This window comes from Pseudomonas ogarae (assembly GCF_014268695.2).
In the GTDB taxonomy this organism is placed as follows: Bacteria; Pseudomonadota; Gammaproteobacteria; order Pseudomonadales; family Pseudomonadaceae; genus Aquipseudomonas; species Aquipseudomonas kilonensis.
The window spans coordinates 2,249,410-2,267,174 of record NZ_CP077086.1 but is presented as its reverse complement, the minus strand read 5'-3'; the positions used below and the strand labels follow the sequence as shown (position 1 = coordinate 2,267,174).

The following is a 17,765-nucleotide window of genomic DNA, read 5'->3' as shown; positions in this document are numbered from 1 at the left end:
AAGATCATGGGTGACCGCCGGACCGGCGCTGTTCGATGCATTCGTGGGCATAGGCAACGTCGGCCAGGCGCGTGAATTGAATGGCCAGGCGTTGCGGCGCCTCTTCATCGGCAAACAGCGGCGTCGGCAATTGCAGGCTGAGCCGACGCACGGCCTGCAACACCGTCGAGCGCTCCCGGTGGGCACTGAGCAGCACCTGCTCGCCCAACGCGCCGAGCAACAGCTGGTCGAGGTCATCGGGGTAGGTCAACACGCCGAACATGAACACCAGCCAGTCGGCCTCGTGGGGGTTGTGCCGGCAGAGCAATGCATCGCCGAGCACGGTGCCGATAAACAGCGCGTCGGCCGAGCGCAGGCGTTTGAGGTCGGTGACCCGGGTCAACAGTTGGCCGAACTCGATGCGCGAGCAACTGGGGTCCTGGGCGCTGATGTCGGTAAGCAGCGCGGCTTCGATGAAGGCCAGCACATTCGTGCGCTGTGCCGGGCCGTACAGGGCAATCCAGTCCTGGTAGCAACTGAGTGGGCCTTCGTCGGACTCGAGAAAATCCCGGTAGGTCTCGCGCAGCAGGCCGGCCCGCACCGCCATGCTCCTGCCGAACATCCTGGCCTTGAGCGCCGCGTTGATCCCGGCATTCATGCGCTTGGGCGAGCCTTGGGCAACCACCGTCTGCAACAGCGTTTCGAGCCGCTGGCGGGTGCGGGTTTCCAGGTTCCGACGGCGCAACAATGCCCGCAGCACCAGCGCCAGGTCGCTGTCATCGGGGAACAGGCTGCGCGCCATTTGCAGCAACCAGGCCACGGGCTTGTCCGCCAGCCGCGCCAGGCTCAGCACCTGTCGAGCCTTGGGCACGGTGTCGTCCTCGAGCACGCGTTCGAAGGTGTCGGTCAGCGTCTCGGACTTGAGTTCGAACAAGCGCCGACCACGGAACTGCGTCAGCGCCGCTGACAGCTCGTCGCTGATCTGCACGATGCGCTGCGCCACCGCCGCCGTTGCGCTGTCGTCCAGCCCCGCCTCGGCGTCGACTTGCGGTTGTGGATGTTCGGCGGCCTTCTCGGCGTTCAGCCGCGCCTGGGCGGCCCGGCCACCCAGGGAAACCGGGGGCAGGATCATTGCCCTGACATCCGGAAGTACATTCGGCGCACACGTTCGTGCTGCTCAGGACTGAGCAACGGCATGCCCGTCTCCACGGGTTCAAGAGCGTCGCGGATTTCCTTGGGCTGGATCAGGAACACCCGCACCGTGTTGGCCGAGCGGTTCTGGCGATAGCTGAACAAGCGGCCGATCCACGGAATCGATCCCAACACTGGCACGCGTCCAACCTGCTCGCCATGATCGTCACGGGTGAAGCCGCCCACCAGCAGGCTCTTGCCCTGGGGCACCCGCGCCACGGTACTGATGCGCGTGCGTCCGACCGTCGGCAACGCACTCTGTTGCTCGCCCCGGCCGGGATTCTCGACTTCGTTGCCGTCCTCGATATTGAGCGACATCTCGATCTCGTCCGCCTGGGCGAAGCGCGGCAGTACGCTGACCAGCGTGCCGTAGGTGATGTGCTGCAGATCGACACTGCGCTCCCCCACCAGCGGGGCGTAGAACGTGCGGTTGTTGTCGAAGATCGCCGGCACGTTTTCTTGCGTCAGGATCACCGGTCGCGAGACCACGTTCGCCCGGTGGGTGCGCTCCAGCGCCATGACCTGGGTCACGAACGAGGCGCCGTCGAGGGTGGTGGCCGAACCGGCGTTGAGCGAGGCGCTGAATTGCCCGCCTGACTTCACCGCGCCTTGCCAGTTGATACCCAACTGATTGAGTTCGTCCTTGTGCAGATCGATGATCCACAACGACAACTCGACATGGCGTTTCGGCGTGTCCAGGGCATTGACCAGATTCTCGATAAAGCGCACCTGCTCGGGCAGCCCCTTGACCAACAGGCTGTTGGTGTCCGGGTAGGCCACCACCCGAATGTTGCCGGCGGCCACCTCGCGCGCAATGATTCGCGGTGCCGTCGGATCCTGGTCCGAAGAGCTGTTCGCCAGGCCTTCGAGGGGAAACACCGGCATCGCGCCCCGCGGCCGCGGGGTGGCGGGTTGGGCCACCGACGGCTCGACCTGCTGCTTCTCGCCACGCAACAGGTCCTCGATCACGGTGGCCATACCGGGGATGGTCACCTTGTCGTCGCGCAGTTCATAGCGGCGGTCGCTGACGAAGGTATTGCGCACATGGATGACGCCAATCTGCTGCTTGCCCAGCAACAGCTCCGAGCGCTGGTTGTCCATCAGCCCGGCCGCTTGCACCACCAGGTCGACATACATCGGCGGACCCGACACATGGAAGGTCCGCAAACCGTCGTGACGCAGCGGATAACGCGCATCGTGCAAGCCCGAACGCCCCAGGAACGCCTGGAGCTTGGCGACGGTCAGGGTCTGCAGCGACATCATCGCGCTCTTGATTTCCGAGGCGTCATACAGATAGGTCGCCTGGCCATCGCTGTACCAGATCAACCCCATCTGTGCGCTGACTCGCTCGAAGGTCCGTTGCGGCATGCGCAGGTCGAACGTACCGCCAATGCGCTTGGCCGCCGCGGCCTTGCTGACGATCACTGGCTTGCCCAGTGACCCGGACAGCTCGCTGAAAAAGGTCCGCGCGCTCTGTTCGCGGGCTTCGAAGGTATAGACATCGGCCCTTGCGGCACCGGATGCGAACAGCATCACCATGCTGAAGCAGGCGGATAACCGGGACAGGGATAACGGTTGGCGGCTCATCGGCTCACTTGCCTGGAAGGTAGGTGATATCCGCCAGGCTGCTGGGCGCGAAACCCACCAGTTCGCGGATTTCCTTGGAAAAATGTGACGACGAGGCAAAGCCGAACTCCAACGCGACATCGGTCAACGAGCCGCCCTGAAGACTCATGTTCAACAGCGCCTGGGCCGTGCGCCAACCACGCAAGGCCGGCTTGGCCGCAGAGCCCAGGGCTTGGCGACAAAGCCTGCGAAAATGCGAAACCGATACGCCGTAGCGTTGCGCCAGCGTGTTCAGCTTTTCGCTGCGGGTGCCTTGCTCCAGAAGGAAACGCACGAGCCCGTAGCTCTCGTGATGACGCAGCAGGTGGGCGACCGCGTGATAGGCCGGCGTGCCGCTCATCGCCTGGCCGATGTACCAGCGTTCGAACCGTTGCGGCGAGCGGACGGTTTCCCCTGCCACCGGCAACAGGGCCCATGGCCCGGCGTCCAGTCTTTGCCCGGCATCCACCAGGGCATCGCTCATGTCCAGGAACGCCTGCAGCTTGACCAGCGTCGCTTCGCAAACCGGCGTGACATGCAACTCGCCGCCACAGAAGCGCAGCGAATCGCTCTGTACCACCAACCCCTCCCAACCGACGGGCAGGCAGTGGCTGCGGCCCAACCGCCCGGCGCTCAGTTGAACCGGGGCCCGGGCCACGCGCAGGTGCAGCACGCGCTCGCCCAGATCAGGCAATGCTGTGGCGCGAATGGATGTGTCCTGCATGCCGTCTCCTTTGCTAAGTGGCGTTGGAAGGACCGACAGGATGAAAGACACGACGCCTGGAATCTTGATGGAAAGGTGATGAGGGCTCGGCTGGCATATGCCTTGCACCATTACTGCTCATCGGCGCCGGTGCCAAAGGCCAAATGAGTGCCAAACTGATTAAGTGGAAGGTGAAGCGCGATGAATGAAGTTCCAGCCAACCCCCTGGCCTGGGTCAACGGCAGCGATGCCCCGGAAAAGAGCGCGGTCAACCTCGGGTTCATGGCCTTGAGCGACTGCGCCCCGGTCGTCGTGGCCGCCACCCAGGGCTTCGCCCAGCCCTACGGCCTGACACTGAACCTCAAGCGCCAGGCGTCCTGGGCCAACCTGCGCGACAAGCTGGTCAGCGGTGAAATCGATGCAGCCCACAGCCTGTATGGCCTGATCTACGCGGTGCACCTGGGCATCGGCGGGGTCGCGGCGAGCGACATGGCCGTGCTGATGGGGCTGAACCAGAATGGCCAAAGCATCAACCTGTCCCATGGCCTGCAGGCCCAGGGCGTGACCAGTCCTGAGGCACTGGAACGGCACGTGCACCAAACTCGCCCGAAACTGACCTTCGCCCAGACTTTCCCCACCGGCACCCACGCCATGTGGCTCTATTACTGGCTCGCCGCCCAGGGCATCCACCCGTTGTCGGATGTCGACAGCGTGGTCGTGCCTCCGCCGCAAATGATCGCGCACCTGCAAGCCGGGCGTATCGACGGTTTTTGCGTCGGCGAGCCCTGGTGCGCCAGCGCGGTGAAGCAGAACCTCGGTTTTACCCTGGCGACTACCCAGACCATCTGGCCCGATCACCCGGAAAAAGTCCTGGGCTGCACCCGCGCGTTCGTCGAGCAATACCCCAATACCGCCCGGGCCCTGGTGATGGCGATCCTCGAAGCCAGCCGCTTCATCGAACAAAGCAGCGAAAACCGTCGCAGCACCGCGCAACTGTTAAGTGCGCCCGAATACCTCGACGCTCCGCTGGACTGCATCGAGCCGCGCCTGCTGGGCATCTATGCCGACGGCTTGGGCAACAGTTGGCAGGATCCCCACGCCATGCGCTTTCATGGCAACGGCGAGGTGAACCTGCCGTACCTGTCCGATGGCATGTGGTTCATGACCCAGTTCCGCCGCTGGGGCCTGCTGCGCGAAGACCCGGATTACCTGGCCGTGGCCCAGGGCGTCCAGCAACTCAAGCTCTACCGCGAAGCCTGCGCGGCACTGGACATCGCGTCCCCGCGCCAGGACATGCGCAGCAGCCAACTGATCGACGGCACCACCTGGGACGGCTCGGACCCGGCCGGGTACGCCCGCAGCTTCAAACTGCACGCCTTGAGCGATGCGGCTCCCCTTCTCGCCAGCCGCTGACAGGAGCCACGACCATGCTGCGTATCCTGCTGATCAACGACACCGCGAAAAAAGTCGGTCGCCTCAAGGCTGCCCTGATTGAGGCCGGGTTCGAAGTCATTGACGAATCCGGCCTGACCATCGACCTGCCGGCGCGCGTCGAAACGGTGCGTCCGGACGTGATCCTGATCGATACCGAGTCACCCGGGCGCGATGTGATGGAGCAAGTGGTGCTGGTCAGTCGCGACCAGCCACGACCGATCGTCATGTTTACCGACGAGCACGACCCCAATGTGATGCGCCAGGCGATCAAGTCGGGCGTCAGCGCCTACATCGTCGAAGGCATCCACGCCGCGCGCCTGCAACCGATCCTCGATGTAGCCATGGCCCGCTTCGAAAGCGACCAGGCCCTGCGCGCCCAACTCCTGGCCCGGGACCAGCAATTGGCTGAGCGCAAGCGCATCGAACTGGCCAAGGGCATGCTGATGAAGATGAAGGAGTGCAACGAGGAACAGGCCTACACCCTGATGCGCCGCCAGGCCATGAGCCGCCAGCAGAAGCTGATCCAGGTGGCGGAACAGATCATTGCCATGAATGAGCTGCTAGGCTGAAAGCCTTGTAGCGCCTGCCTTGCCCCCATCGCGAGCAGGCTCGCTCCCACAGGTTCGGAGAACACCTCTGATCCCATCGTGGGAGCGAGCCTGCTCGCGATAGGCCTCCCCCCCAATCTCCCAGGTTGGCACAGATCTCGCTTAAGCAAACCCACAGGTAACCAACGGCGGTTGCCCCACCTACGACAAAGACGTCGCACACCCTTCTTGCCTCTCTGGCGATCCGGGTTGCGGCGTTTTTTTGTTTTGGCCCTTCGGGACCGGTGGTGCGACCACAGACGGCGCACTGCTCAAAGCACTGACTCATTTCTCGAGACTTTTACAGCTGAGGTGCGCGATGAATTCAAGCTTCTGGAAATCCGGCCATACCCCGACACTGTTCGCGGCCTTCCTCTACTTCGACCTGAGCTTCATGGTCTGGTACCTGCTCGGTCCACTGGCGGTACAGATCTCTGCCGACCTGCACCTGACCACTCAGCAACGCGGCCTGATGGTCGCGACGCCGATCCTGGCTGGCGCCGTGCTGCGTTTGTTCATGGGCCTGCTGGCCGACCGGATCTCGCCAAAAACCGCCGGCATGGTGGGCCAGGTGATCGTGATCGGAGCGCTGTTCTGCGCCTGGAAACTGGGCATCCACAGCTACGAACAAGCCCTGCTGCTCGGCCTGTTCCTGGGCGTGGCCGGCGCTTCGTTCGCCGTAGCCCTGCCGCTGGCCTCCCAGTGGTATCCGCCACAGCATCAAGGCAAGGCCATGGGCATTGCCGGCGCCGGTAACTCGGGCACCGTGCTCGCGGCGCTGATCGCACCGGTGATGGCGGTGGCCTTCGGTTGGAGCAACGTGTTCGGCTTTGCGCTGATCCCGCTGGTGCTGACCCTGGTGCTCTTCGCCTGGTTGGCCAAGAACGCCCCCGAGCGGCCGAAAGCCAAATCCATGGCCGACTACCTCAAGGCCCTGGGCGACCGTGACAGCTGGTGGTTCATGTTCTTCTACAGCGTGACCTTCGGCGGCTTCATCGGCCTGGCCAGCGCCCTGCCCGGCTATTTCAACGACCAGTATGGCCTGAGCCCCGTCACGGCCGGCTACTACACCGCCGCCTGCGTCTTCGGTGGCAGCCTGATGCGTCCATTGGGCGGCGCGCTGGCGGACCGTTTCGGCGGCATCCGCACCTTGCTGGGCATGTACACCGTAGCGGCCGTCTGCATCGCCGCAGTGGGCTTCAACCTGCCGAGCTCCTACGCGGCCCTGGCGCTGTTCGTCTGCACCATGCTCGGTTTGGGTGCGGGCAACGGCGCGGTGTTCCAACTGGTGCCACAACGCTTCCGTCGCGAGATCGGCGTGATGACCGGGCTGATCGGCATGGCCGGCGGCATCGGCGGCTTCGCCTTGGCGGCAGGCATGGGCGCGATCAAGCAGAGCACCGGCAGCTATCAACTGGCCCTGTGGTTGTTTGCCAGCCTCGGTGTCCTGGCCTGGTTCGGCCTGTACGGCGTCAAGCGTCGCTGGAGAACCACTTGGGGTTCGGCAGCTGTCACCGCTGCTCGGGTATAACCTGCAACCATGAGCCTGCAATTGAGTTTCGCCGAAGCCAGCGCCATCGGCCCACGGGAGGAAAACCAGGACGCCCTGCGCCTGGTCACCCCCGCCCCGGCCTTGGCCGCCAGCAAGGGTTACCTGTTCGCCATCGCCGACGGCGTGAGCCAATGCGCCGATGGCGGATTGGCCGCCCGCTCGACCTTGCAGGCGTTGGCCCTGGACTACTATTCCACGCCGCAAACCTGGGGCGTGGCCCAGGCGCTCGACCGGCTGTTGCTGGCCCAGAACCGCTGGCTGCAAGCCAACGGTGGCGGGCAACCGCTGCTCACCACCGTCAGCGCCCTGGTCCTGCGGGGCCGGCGCTTCACCCTCGCGCATGTCGGTGATTGCCGGGTCTACCGCTGGCACGCCGATCATCTGCAACGGGTCAGTGAAGATCACGTCTGGGAACAGCAAGGCATGCAACATGTGCTCAAGCGGGCCCTGGGGCTGGACCAACACCTGATCCTCGACTTCCTCGACGGGGAACTGCGCACCGACGAAACCTTCGTATTGCTCAGCGATGGCGTCTGGGCAGTCCTGGGGGACACGGCCATCGCCGGCATCCTGCGCGACCAACCGGACCTGGACCTTGCGGCCCAGACGCTGGTCAACGCCGCGCACCTGGCCGGTAGCCAGGACAACGCCAGCGCCTTGTTGGTGCGGGTCGATGCCGTGGGCGAAGCCAGCATTGGCGATGCCCTGATCCAGTTGCAGCAATGGCCCCTGCCGCCTGCGCTGAAACCGGGCCAGGTGTTCGAGGGCTGGCAGATCGAAAGCCTGCTCGGCCAGAGTCAGCAATCGTTGCTCTACCGGGTACGCGACGGCCAGGGCCAACCCTGGCTGCTGAAAACCTTGCCCGTGCAGCTACGGGACGATAGCCGGGCTGGGCAGGCATTGCTCTCGGAGGAGTGGTTTCTCAAGCGCGTCGCCGGGCGGCAGTTTCCCGAGGTCCATGGCGCTCCCCAGCGTCAGCATTTGTACTACGTGATGCGTGAGTATCCAGGTGCGACCCTGGCCGAGCTGTTCAACCAGGGCGGTCCGCTGCCCCTGGCTCAATGGCAGGACCTGGCGCAGCGGCTGGTACGGGCGGTAGGCCTGTTGCATCGAAGGCAGATCTACCACCGCGACATCAAGCCGGAAAACCTGCACCTGGGCGACGACGGCGAGTTGCGCCTTCTGGATTTCGGCCTGGCGTACTGCCCGGGCCTGTCCGAGGACCAGGCCAACGTCTTGCCCGGCACCCCCAGCTACATCGCTCCGGAAGCCTTCGGCGGCACCGCACCCACGGCGCAGCAGGATTTGTATGCCGTCGGCGTGACCTTGTATTTCCTGCTGACCGGGCACTATCCCTACGGCGAAATCGAAGCCTTTCAACGCCCGCGCTTTGGCGTGCCGGTCAGTGCCAGTCGCTATCGGCCGGACTTGGCCGAATGGCTCGGGCAGAGCCTGGAACGTGCCGTCGCGGCGGATCCGGAGCAGCGTTTTGAGACGGCCGAGGAATGGTTGTTGCTGCTGGAACAGGGCGAGCGCCGCAGCTTGAGCGTAAGGCCCAGGCCGCTGCTGGAAAGGGAACCACTGAAGGTCTGGCGGACGTTGGCGCTGGTGTCGTTGGTGGTGAATATTGTGTTGCTGTTCCTGGTGTTTCACTCATGACAACCGTGGCGAGGGAGCTTGCTCCCGCTGGGCTGCGAAGCAGACCCAAAAAACAGGCAACCGCTGCGCGCTTGAGCGGGAGCAAGCTCCCTCGCCACAAAAGCTTTCTCGCCAGCCCTTCCACGCTCCATTACCGGGCAACACGCTTTGATTCGGTGCAATAAATCCCTCCCCAATCCGCTCAACCAGCCCGCTGCTCAATAAATTCGCGCCTTCGAGCCAGTTGGCACAACCACTGCATAACCTCTTTCACCATACATAAAGCAACGCCTCCAACGATGAAGGCGGTGCTTCCCGAGAGAACGGGACCAGGACAAAGGCGTCCTCGCTAGCTTGCTAGCGGGACGCCTTTTTTTGTTTTCGTAAAAATGACCGAGCCAGTCCGATCGCCGTGATAAAGCGGACCTGAGCTTGCGGAGAACCCTGATGAAAAAACTCAAACTGGTGATGATCGGCAACGGCATGGCCGGGGTTCGAACCCTCGAGGAACTGCTCAAGCTGAGCAACGAGCTGTACGACATCACGGTGTTCGGCGCCGAGCCCCACACCAACTACAACCGCATCCTGCTCTCGCCGGTGCTGGCCGGTGAACAGACGTTCGAAGAGATCGTGCTCAACGACCTGAGCTGGTACCTGGACAACAACATCAAGCTGCTGCTCAACCGCAAAGTGGTGGAGATCGACCGGGTCAAGCGCCGGGTCATCGCCGAAGACGGCAGCGAAGCCGAATACGACCGCCTGCTGATCGCCACCGGCTCCACGCCCTTCATCCTGCCGATTCCTGGCAACACCCTGGAAGGCGTGATCGGCTACCGCGACATCGCCGACACCCAGGCGATGATCAACACCGCCAAGACCCACAAGCACGCGGTGGTGATCGGCGGCGGCCTGCTCGGCCTGGAAGCGGCCAACGGCTTGAAGCTGCGGGGCATGGACGTGACCGTCGTCCACATCGGTGAATGGCTGTTGGAACGGCAACTGGACAAGACCAGCGGCCAACTGCTGCAGACCGCCCTGGAAAACCGTGGCCTGAAATTCCGCCTCTGCGAACAGACCCAGGCCTTGCACGATGCCGGCAATGGCCGGGTCGGCTCGGTCCAGTTCAAGAACGGCGACATCATCCCCGCCGACCTGGTGGTGATGGCCGCCGGCATTCGTCCCAATACCGAACTGGCGGAAAAATCCGGCATCCCGTGCAACCGCGGGATCCTGGTCAACGACACGATGCAAACCTACGACCCGCGCATCTACGCCATCGGTGAATGCGCCAGCCACCGCGGCACGGCCTACGGCCTGGTGGCGCCGTTGTTCGAACAGGCCAAGGTCTGCGCCAACCACCTCGCGCAACTGGGCTTCGCCACTTACAAGGGTTCGGTCACCTCAACCAAGTTGAAGGTCACCGGCATCGACCTGTTCTCCGCCGGCGACTTCATGGGCGGCGAAGGCACCGAGACCATCACCCTTTCCGACCCCATCGGCGGCGTCTACAAAAAGCTGGTGATCAAGGATGACGTGCTGGTCGGCGCCTGCCTGTACGGCGACACCGCAGACGGCGGCTGGTATTTCCGCCAGATCCGTGAAAACCACGGCATCAGCGAGATTCGCGATCACTTGATGTTCGGTGAAAACGCTTTGGGCGACGTAGGCCACCAGGGCCAGGACAAAGCCATGAGCATGGCCGACACCGCCGAAGTCTGCGGCTGCAACGGCGTGTGCAAAGGCACCATCGTCAAGGCGATCCAGGAACACGGGCTGTTCAGCGTCGATGACGTGAAAAAACACACCAAGGCCGCCAGCTCCTGCGGCTCGTGCGCCGGCCTGGTGGAGCAGATCCTGATCAACACTGTCGGCGGCGCGGCGGACGTCAAGCCGAAAAGCGAAAAAGCCATCTGCGGGTGCAGCGACCTCAACCACGGCCAGATCCGCCAGGCGATCCGCGACCAGCACCTGCTGACCATCGCCGGGGCCATGAGCTACCTGAACTGGCGCACCCCCAACGGCTGCGCCACCTGCCGCCCGGCGTTGAACTACTACCTGATTTCCACCTGGCCCGGCGAAGCCCAGGACGACCCACAGTCGCGCCTGATCAACGAACGCGCCCACGCCAACATTCAGAAAGACGGCACCTACTCCGTGGTCCCGCGGATGTGGGGTGGCGTGACCAACCCTTCGGAACTGCGGCGCATCGCCGACGTGGCCGACAAATACAACGTGCCCATGGTCAAGGTCACCGGCGGCCAACGCATCGATTTGCTGGGGATCAAGAAGCAGGACCTGCCCGGCGTGTGGAAAGACCTCGACATGCCGTCCGGCCACGCCTACGGCAAGTCCATCCGCACGGTGAAGACCTGCGTGGGCAGCGAGTTCTGCCGCTTCGGCACGCAGAACTCGACCCAACTGGGCATCGAGCTGGAACACGACCTGTTCAACATGTGGTCGCCTCACAAGGTGAAGCTGGCCGTCTCCGGTTGCCCACGCAACTGCTCGGAAGCCGGCATCAAGGACGTCGGCATTATCGGCGTCGATTCCGGTTGGGAGATGTACATCGGCGGCAACGGCGGGATCAAGACCGAAGTCGCGGAGTTTTTCGTCAAGCTCAAGACGGCCGAAGAAGTGCGCGAATACAACGGCGCCTTCCTGCAGCTGTACCGCGAGGAAGCCTTCTACCTCGAACGCACCGTGCACTACATGCAGCGGGTCGGCATGGAGCACATCAAGAAAGCCGTGCTGGAAGACTCGGAACGGCGCAAAGCGCTCCATGAGCGGTTGAAGTTTTCCCTGTCGCTGGAGCAAGACCCCTGGAAACAACGCCTGGAACAGCCTCAGTTGAAAAAAGAGTTTGAGGTCATCCCCGTGAAAAACCTGGAGGTGCCGGCATGAACTGGCTGGATATCTGCGCACTGGAAGAGATCAATATCCTGGGTTCGCGCATCATCAATGGCCCGAAAGGCGATATCGCGATTTTTCGTACCAGCGACGATGAAGTGTTCGCCCTCGATGACCGTTGCCCACACAAGGGTGGCCCATTGTCCCAAGGGTTGGTCTACGGCAAGCGCGTGGCCTGCCCGCTGCACAACTGGCAGATCGACCTGGAAAGCGGTCAGGCCCAAGCCCCCGACGTAGGTTGCGCCCATCATCATTCGGCCCGGGTCGAAAATGGCCGGGTGCAGTTGGCCCTGCGGGACGCAAGCTGATGAACCGCCAGATCACGGCCTCGACCTGCTGTTATTGCGGGGTCGGTTGCGGCGTCCTGATCGAGCATGATGGCGAGCGCATCCTCGGCGTCAGCGGCGATCCCGCCCATCCGGCCAACTTTGGCAAACTGTGCAGCAAGGGCTCGACACTGCACCTGACCGGCGACCTCGCCGCCCGCGCCCTGTACCCTGAACTGCGCCTGGGCAAAGGCCTGGCCCGCGCCCGCACCGATTGGGACAGCGCCCTGGATCACGCCGCCAGTGTCTTCGCCGAGACCATCGCCGAACACGGCCCCGACAGCGTGGCGTTCTACATCTCCGGCCAACTGCTGACCGAGGATTACTATGCCTTCAACAAGCTCGCCCGGGCATTGGTGGGCACCAATAACATCGACAGCAATTCGCGGCTATGCATGTCCTCCGCCGTGGTGGGCTACAAGCGCAGCCTCGGCGCCGACGCCCCGCCCTGCAGCTATGAAGACCTGGAACTGAGCGATTGCGTGATGATCGTCGGCAGTAACATGGCCTACGCCCATCCCATCCTGTTTCGTCGCCTCGAAGAGGCTAAATCCCGCCGACCGCAGATGAAAATCATCGTCATCGACCCCCGGCGCACCGACACCTGCGACCTGGCGGACCTGCACCTGGCGATCCTGCCCGGCACCGACGTCGCCTTGTTCCATGGGATCTTGCACCTGCTGCTGTGGGAAGACTGGGTCGACCGCGACTTCATCAAGGCCCATACCGAAGGGCTGGCGGACCTGAAAAACCTGGTACGTGATTACACCCCGACCATGGTCGCGCAGTTGTGCGGTATCAGCGTCGAGCAACTGCAGCAGTGCGCCGAGTGGGTCGGCACGTCGCCGACTTTCCTGTCCTTGTGGTGTATGGGCCTGAACCAGTCCACCGCCGGCAGCGCGAAAAACAGCGCACTGATCAACCTGCACCTGGCCACGGGGCAAATCGGCCGGCCGGGGGCGGGGCCTTTCTCGCTGACCGGCCAACCCAATGCCATGGGCGGGCGGGAAACCGGCAGCCTGTCGAACCTGCTGCCGGGCCATCGCGAAGCCGCCAACCCGGAGCATCGTGCCGAAGTCGCCCACTACTGGGGCGTCGAGCAACTGCCCGCCACCACTGGCTTGAGCGCCATCGAGCTGTTCGAACAGGTGCGCAGCGGCAAGATCAAGGCCTTGTGGATCGCCTGCACCAACCCTGCGCAATCGATGCCGGACCAGACTGCGGTACGCGACGCCCTGCAAGCCTGCCCGTTCGTGGTGTTGCAGGAAGCTTTCCGGACCACCGAAACCGCCGCGTTTGCCGACCTGCTGCTGCCAGCGGCCAGTTGGGGCGAGAAAGAAGGTTCGGTGACCAACTCCGAACGGCGCATTTCCCACGTCCGCCGGGCCATCGGCGCACCGGGTGAAGCACGTCCGGACTGGGCAATCACCGTGGATTTCGCACAACGCCTGGAGAAACGTCTGCGCCCGAGCTTGCCGAGCCTGTTCGCCTTTGAAAGCCCAGCCCAACTGTTCGATGAATACAAACAGCTGACCCGTGGCCGCGACCTGGACTTGTCCGGCATCAGCCATGCCCTGATCGATCAACTCGGCCCTCAGCAATGGCCCTTCCCGGACGGAGCCACGGTCGGGACGGCGCGCCTGTACGTGGACGGGATTTTTCCTACCGACAACGGCCGGGCGCGTTTTGTGGCCGACCCGTATCGCGCCGCCAAGGAAGTGCGTGACGCCCGCTACCCATTGACCCTGAACACCGGCCGCTTGCGTGACCAGTGGCACGGCATGAGCCGTACCGGTACCGCCGCGCAGTTGTTTGGTCATGTGAACGAAGCGGTACTCAGCCTGCACCCCGAAGAACTGCTCCGGCATCGCCTGCAAGCGGGCGACCTGGTCAGCCTCAAGAGCCGTCGCGGCAGCGTGATCGTGGCCGTGGACAGCGACGACAGTGTGCGCCCCGGCCAGGCCTTCCTGCCCATGCACTGGGGCGACCGGTTCCTCAAGGGTGGAGTCAATACCCTGACGCAACCGGCCTTCGACCCCTTGTCGAAACAACCGGAACTCAAGCACAGCGGCGTGCGCCTGGAACCGGTGGACCTGCCTTGGCAGCTTTTCGCCTTGATCGAAGGCGATGTTCAACAGCATCTGGAGGCCCTACGGCCCCTGTGCGAGGCGTTTTCCTACGTCAGCCTGAGCCTGACTGGCCGTGAGCGTCCCGCGTTGCTGATTCGCGCTGCTAGCGCCATCGCTCCCGAACCGCAACTGCTCCAGGCCATCGACGAACAATTGGGCCTGATCGATGGGCCGGTGCTGGCCTATGACGATCCGCGTCGCTCCATCGGTAAACGGGTGCGCATCGAAAACGGCCGCATCACCGCCATTCGCCTGGCCGGCGAAACCCTGGCCCGCCACTGGCTGCAGAACCTGTGGCTGGAAGGTCGTGCCGATGAACAACTGCGGCGCTGGCTGCTGGCGCCTCTGAGCGCGCCGCCGGGCAACGTCGGCGCCGCAACGGGTGGCAGTAAAACGCTGTGCAACTGCATGAACGTCAGCCAGCGTGCGATCTGCGCAGGCATCGAACGTGGCCTGGACTTGCAGGGGCTCAAACAGGAACTGGGCTGTGGCACGCAATGCGGCTCCTGCGTACCGGAAATCAAGCGCCTGCTGGTTGCCACTGCGCAGCCGCTGGCGGCTATCTCGTGAGGAAAAACACTATGAACGCAAAAGTCTGGCTGGTGGGTGCAGGTCCCGGTGACCCTGAATTGCTGACCCTCAAAGCCGTGCGCGCCCTGGGCGAGGCCGACGTGGTGTTGATCGACGATCTGGTCAACGCCGCGGTGCTGGAGCATTGCCCCGATGCGCGCATCATTGCCGTGGGCAAGCGCGGCGGCTGCCGCTCCACGCCCCAGGCCTTTATCCATCGCCTGATGCTGCGTTATGCCCGCCAGGGCAAATGCGTGGTGCGGCTCAAGGGCGGCGACCCATGCATCTTCGGTCGCGGCGGTGAAGAAGCGCAGTGGCTGCGCGAGCACGGTGTTGAAGTGGAGATGGTCAATGGCATCACCGCCGGCCTCGCGGGGGCGACCCAGTGCGATATTCCACTGACCCTGCGCGGGATTGCCCGGGGCGTGACGCTGGTCACGGCCCACACCCAGGATGGCAGCAGCCTGAACTGGCAAGCCCTGGCGCAAAGCGGAACCACCCTGGTGGTGTACATGGGCGTGGCGAAGCTTAGCGAGATTCGTGAGCAATTGCTGGCCGGTGGCCTGTCGGCGAACACACCCGTGGCCATGATCGAAAACGCCTCCCTGCCCCACCAGCGTGACTGCCGCAGCGACCTGGCCTCGATGGAAGCCGATGCAAGCGCCTTTCAACTCAAGAGCCCGGCGATCCTGGTGATTGGCGCAGTAGCGGGAGCGGCTGAACTGGCCGCCTCCCCGCCGGCCTGGGCCCAGGTTTCAGCCCTCTGACATACAACCCCTACCAATGTGGGAGCGAGCTTGCTCGCGATTGCAATGTATCAGCAGCCTGGATGGTGACTGACACACCGCAATCGCGAGCAAGCTCGCTCCCACAATGGGATTGGAGTACGTCCGGGAGAACCAGGTCGGCTGTCAGGCCGCTTTCGCGAGCAAGCCCGCTCCCACAGAAGGAACGCGATCACCCAGAACCAGGTCGGCTATAAGGCCGCCTCGCGGTGGACGTTGATCTCGGGCGCCCCGTTAACCACGATGGCCGAACGCAGGTATTGCGTAGTGGGCATCCCGGCATGGATGCCGGGATAGCCGCGCTGGGCCATGGATGGCCCTTCGCGGCGGGCCCACGGAGCAATGCCTTCGTTCGGGCATGCCGAGCCTAGGCGAGGCACCGAGTGGTGGGGCAGAAGCGCTTTGGTTACTTTCGACTGGGCCGGCTTCCGGGCTTTTCGAAAGTGACCCGCTGTAAGAGCGGAACCATAAACCGCCGTTACCGCAGCAATGGATATGTACTCGATCAACAAATACCTGACGTTCATAAATCGCAGGCAAAGAAAAGCCCGGCCTAGGCCGGGCTTTTCCAAAGCTGTGGGCTAATTACTTAGCTTGGGCTTCAACCTGCGCTTCTACGCGACGGTTAACTGCACGACCAGCTTCAGTGGCGTTGTCAGCAACTGGGCGGGATTCGCCGTAGCCAACAGACTGAACGCGAGTCGATTCAACACCGTACTGGTTGGTCAGAACTTGCTTAACGGCGTTTGCACGACGCTCAGACAGTTTCTGGTTGTAAGCGTCAGGACCGACGGAGTCAGTGTGACCTTCAACAGTGGTGCTGGTGGATGGGTACTGCTTCATGAAATCAGCCAGGTTCTTGATGTCGCCATAGCTGTTTTCTTTAACGACCGACTTGTCGAAGTCGAACTTGACGTCCAGCTCAACACGTACGACTTCAGCAACAGCTGGGCAGCCATCAGCGTCAACGGTTACGTTGGCTGGGGTGTCAGGGCACTTGTCGACGTTGTCGCACACGCCATCGTTGTCGCTGTCGGAGCAGACTTCAGCCGGAGCTGGAACTGGAGCAGCAGCAGGCTTGGAGCCGCCACCGAAGTTCACACCGATACCGACGCTCGGCGCCCACTCGGTGTCGCCCTGGTCGATGTTGTACTGAGCTTCAACGCCGGCACGGGCGTAGAAGTTGTCAGTGAAGTACAGCTTGGCACCGCCGCCAACGTTGGCGAAGGTGGAGCCGTTGCGACCGCTACGACCGTTCTGACCGATGCTCTGATCGGAGAAACCAGCCGATACGTATGGACGCAGCATGTCACCCGGGTTGTTGAAGTGGTACAGGGCATCCAGAGCGGTGTTGGAGCCCTTGATGTTACGACCGTCTTCGGCACGTGCGTTGTGCACTTCGTCGTAGGCCAGACGCAGTTCTACGTCGTCGGTCAGGAAGTAACCAACCGAACCGCCGAACAGGTTGCCGTTGTTCTTGAAGTCCCGAGCGCTGTCGAACATTTCTTTCTTGGCGAAGCCTTCGATTTCAACTGCGCCTTGGCCTTGTGCCAGAGCGCCGAACGAAGTGGCAGCAATCAAAGAACCAATGGCAAAGCCCAAGGTGTTTTTCAGTTTCATCCGTTAAATCCCCATCTGGTGATTGTGAAGCAGTCCCGCAAACCGGGGGACAACTCGGCGGCAAGTCTATCAGAACTTGCCTACACGTAAGAGATATTTGCGCCGAACTAAGTTTCAGCAATGCCTGCAAATTTCTCACGCAATTTGTCAAGAGCACGCTTGTAACGCATTTTTGTCGCGCTCAAACCCATATGCATTATGTCTGCGATCTCCTGGAATTCCAGCTCTGCGACAAATCGTAGCACCAGAATTTCCCGATCGATCGGGTTTACATAGACCAGCCAGCGATCGAGTCCACCCTTTTCCTCGGGCTTGGGCGCCTTATCTTCCGACGCTTCCTCGAGAGGGTCCAGGCTCAACGCGTCCATCAAGCGACGCTTTCGCCGTTCCTTGCGATACTGTGTGATGCATTCGTTGTACGTGATGCTATAAAGCCATGTCTTGAACTTCGATTTCCCCTCGAAGTTCTTCAGGCCATACAGCACCTTCAACATCACCTCCTGACAGACATCGTCAGCATCACGATCGTTCCCGAGATAACGTGCACAAACGTTAAATAAAGTTCTCTGGTAACGACGCATCAACTCTTCATAGGCGCGCGTTACGTGAAACAGCTCCGTATGCGCGCGCGCGACCAACTCCTCATCGGAGAGATCACGGGGTTCGTAGCGCGTGGATAGCGATTGGGGTTTGTTCAAAACAAGTCGGGCCGACAGTCTAGGTCAATGTGCGCCGCAGC

The 17,765-nt window shown here is 62.8% G+C and carries 13 protein-coding genes; 8 read left to right on the top strand and 5 right to left on the bottom strand.

From position 1 onward, the window contains the following. Window positions 1-4: 4 nt before the first annotated feature. Genes sctW through HU749_RS10090 form a run of 3 tightly spaced genes read right to left on the bottom strand, consistent with a single transcriptional unit; the run spans window position 5 to window position 3,499 of the window. A complete protein-coding gene (gene sctW, locus HU749_RS10100; RefSeq protein WP_186650252.1) occupies window positions 5-1,111 on the bottom strand; it encodes a type III secretion system gatekeeper subunit SctW in 1,107 nt (368 codons plus the stop codon). After that, entirely contained in the window at window positions 1,108-2,757 is a 1,650-nt protein-coding gene (gene sctC, locus HU749_RS10095) for a type III secretion system outer membrane ring subunit SctC (RefSeq protein WP_186650249.1), read from the bottom strand. Before sctC ends, sctW begins: the two co-directional genes overlap by 4 nt. Window positions 2,758-2,761: 4 nt before the next feature. After that, window positions 2,762-3,499: a helix-turn-helix domain-containing protein gene (locus HU749_RS10090; protein WP_079302180.1), complete on the bottom strand. Its 738-nt coding sequence runs from the start codon at window positions 3,497-3,499 to the stop codon at window positions 2,762-2,764. Between the two features lie 180 nt (window positions 3,500-3,679). Between HU749_RS10090 and HU749_RS10085 the strand changes: the two genes are divergently transcribed. From HU749_RS10085 to cobA, 8 genes are all read left to right on the top strand, one after another. Further along, complete coding sequence (locus tag HU749_RS10085; protein ID WP_018608725.1) at window positions 3,680-4,891, top strand: CmpA/NrtA family ABC transporter substrate-binding protein; 1,212 nt, start codon at window positions 3,680-3,682, stop codon at window positions 4,889-4,891. A 14-nt stretch (window positions 4,892-4,905) separates the two neighbouring features. Then, on the top strand, window positions 4,906-5,481 hold the full coding sequence (locus HU749_RS10080; protein ID WP_003199539.1) for an ANTAR domain-containing response regulator: 576 nt from the start codon (window positions 4,906-4,908) through the stop codon (window positions 5,479-5,481). Between the two features lie 337 nt (window positions 5,482-5,818). Further along, on the top strand, window positions 5,819-7,030 hold the full coding sequence (locus tag HU749_RS10075; RefSeq protein ID WP_014337339.1) for a nitrate/nitrite transporter: 1,212 nt from the start codon (window positions 5,819-5,821) through the stop codon (window positions 7,028-7,030). A 9-nt stretch (window positions 7,031-7,039) separates the two neighbouring features. Beyond that, a complete protein-coding gene (locus HU749_RS10070; protein ID WP_046063806.1) occupies window positions 7,040-8,710 on the top strand; it encodes a bifunctional protein-serine/threonine kinase/phosphatase in 1,671 nt (556 codons plus the stop codon). A 426-nt stretch (window positions 8,711-9,136) separates the two neighbouring features. Next, a complete protein-coding gene (nirB, locus tag HU749_RS10065; RefSeq protein WP_018605254.1) occupies window positions 9,137-11,590 on the top strand; it encodes a nitrite reductase large subunit NirB in 2,454 nt (817 codons plus the stop codon). Further along, window positions 11,587-11,904: a nitrite reductase small subunit NirD gene (nirD, locus tag HU749_RS10060; protein ID WP_018605256.1), complete on the top strand. Its 318-nt coding sequence runs from the start codon at window positions 11,587-11,589 to the stop codon at window positions 11,902-11,904. Before nirB ends, nirD begins: the two co-directional genes overlap by 4 nt. Next, entirely contained in the window at window positions 11,904-14,621 is a 2,718-nt protein-coding gene (locus HU749_RS10055) for a nitrate reductase (protein WP_186650246.1), read from the top strand. The genes nirD and HU749_RS10055 overlap by 1 nt, the downstream gene beginning before the upstream one ends. A gap of 11 nt (window positions 14,622-14,632) precedes the next feature. Then, on the top strand, window positions 14,633-15,388 hold the full coding sequence (gene cobA / locus HU749_RS10050; RefSeq protein WP_186650244.1) for a uroporphyrinogen-III C-methyltransferase: 756 nt from the start codon (window positions 14,633-14,635) through the stop codon (window positions 15,386-15,388). Window positions 15,389-15,991: 603 nt separating this feature from the next. On the opposite strand, the gene HU749_RS10045 is transcribed toward cobA, so the two are convergent. Both HU749_RS10045 and sigX read right to left on the bottom strand, forming a co-directional pair. After that, window positions 15,992-17,026, bottom strand: coding sequence for an OmpA family protein (locus HU749_RS10045; RefSeq protein ID WP_079305613.1), 1,035 nt, complete (start codon window positions 17,024-17,026; stop codon window positions 15,992-15,994). A gap of 107 nt (window positions 17,027-17,133) precedes the next feature. Then, complete coding sequence (gene sigX / locus HU749_RS10040; RefSeq protein ID WP_018605654.1) at window positions 17,134-17,724, bottom strand: RNA polymerase sigma factor SigX; 591 nt, start codon at window positions 17,722-17,724, stop codon at window positions 17,134-17,136. Window positions 17,725-17,765 lie beyond the last annotated feature (41 nt).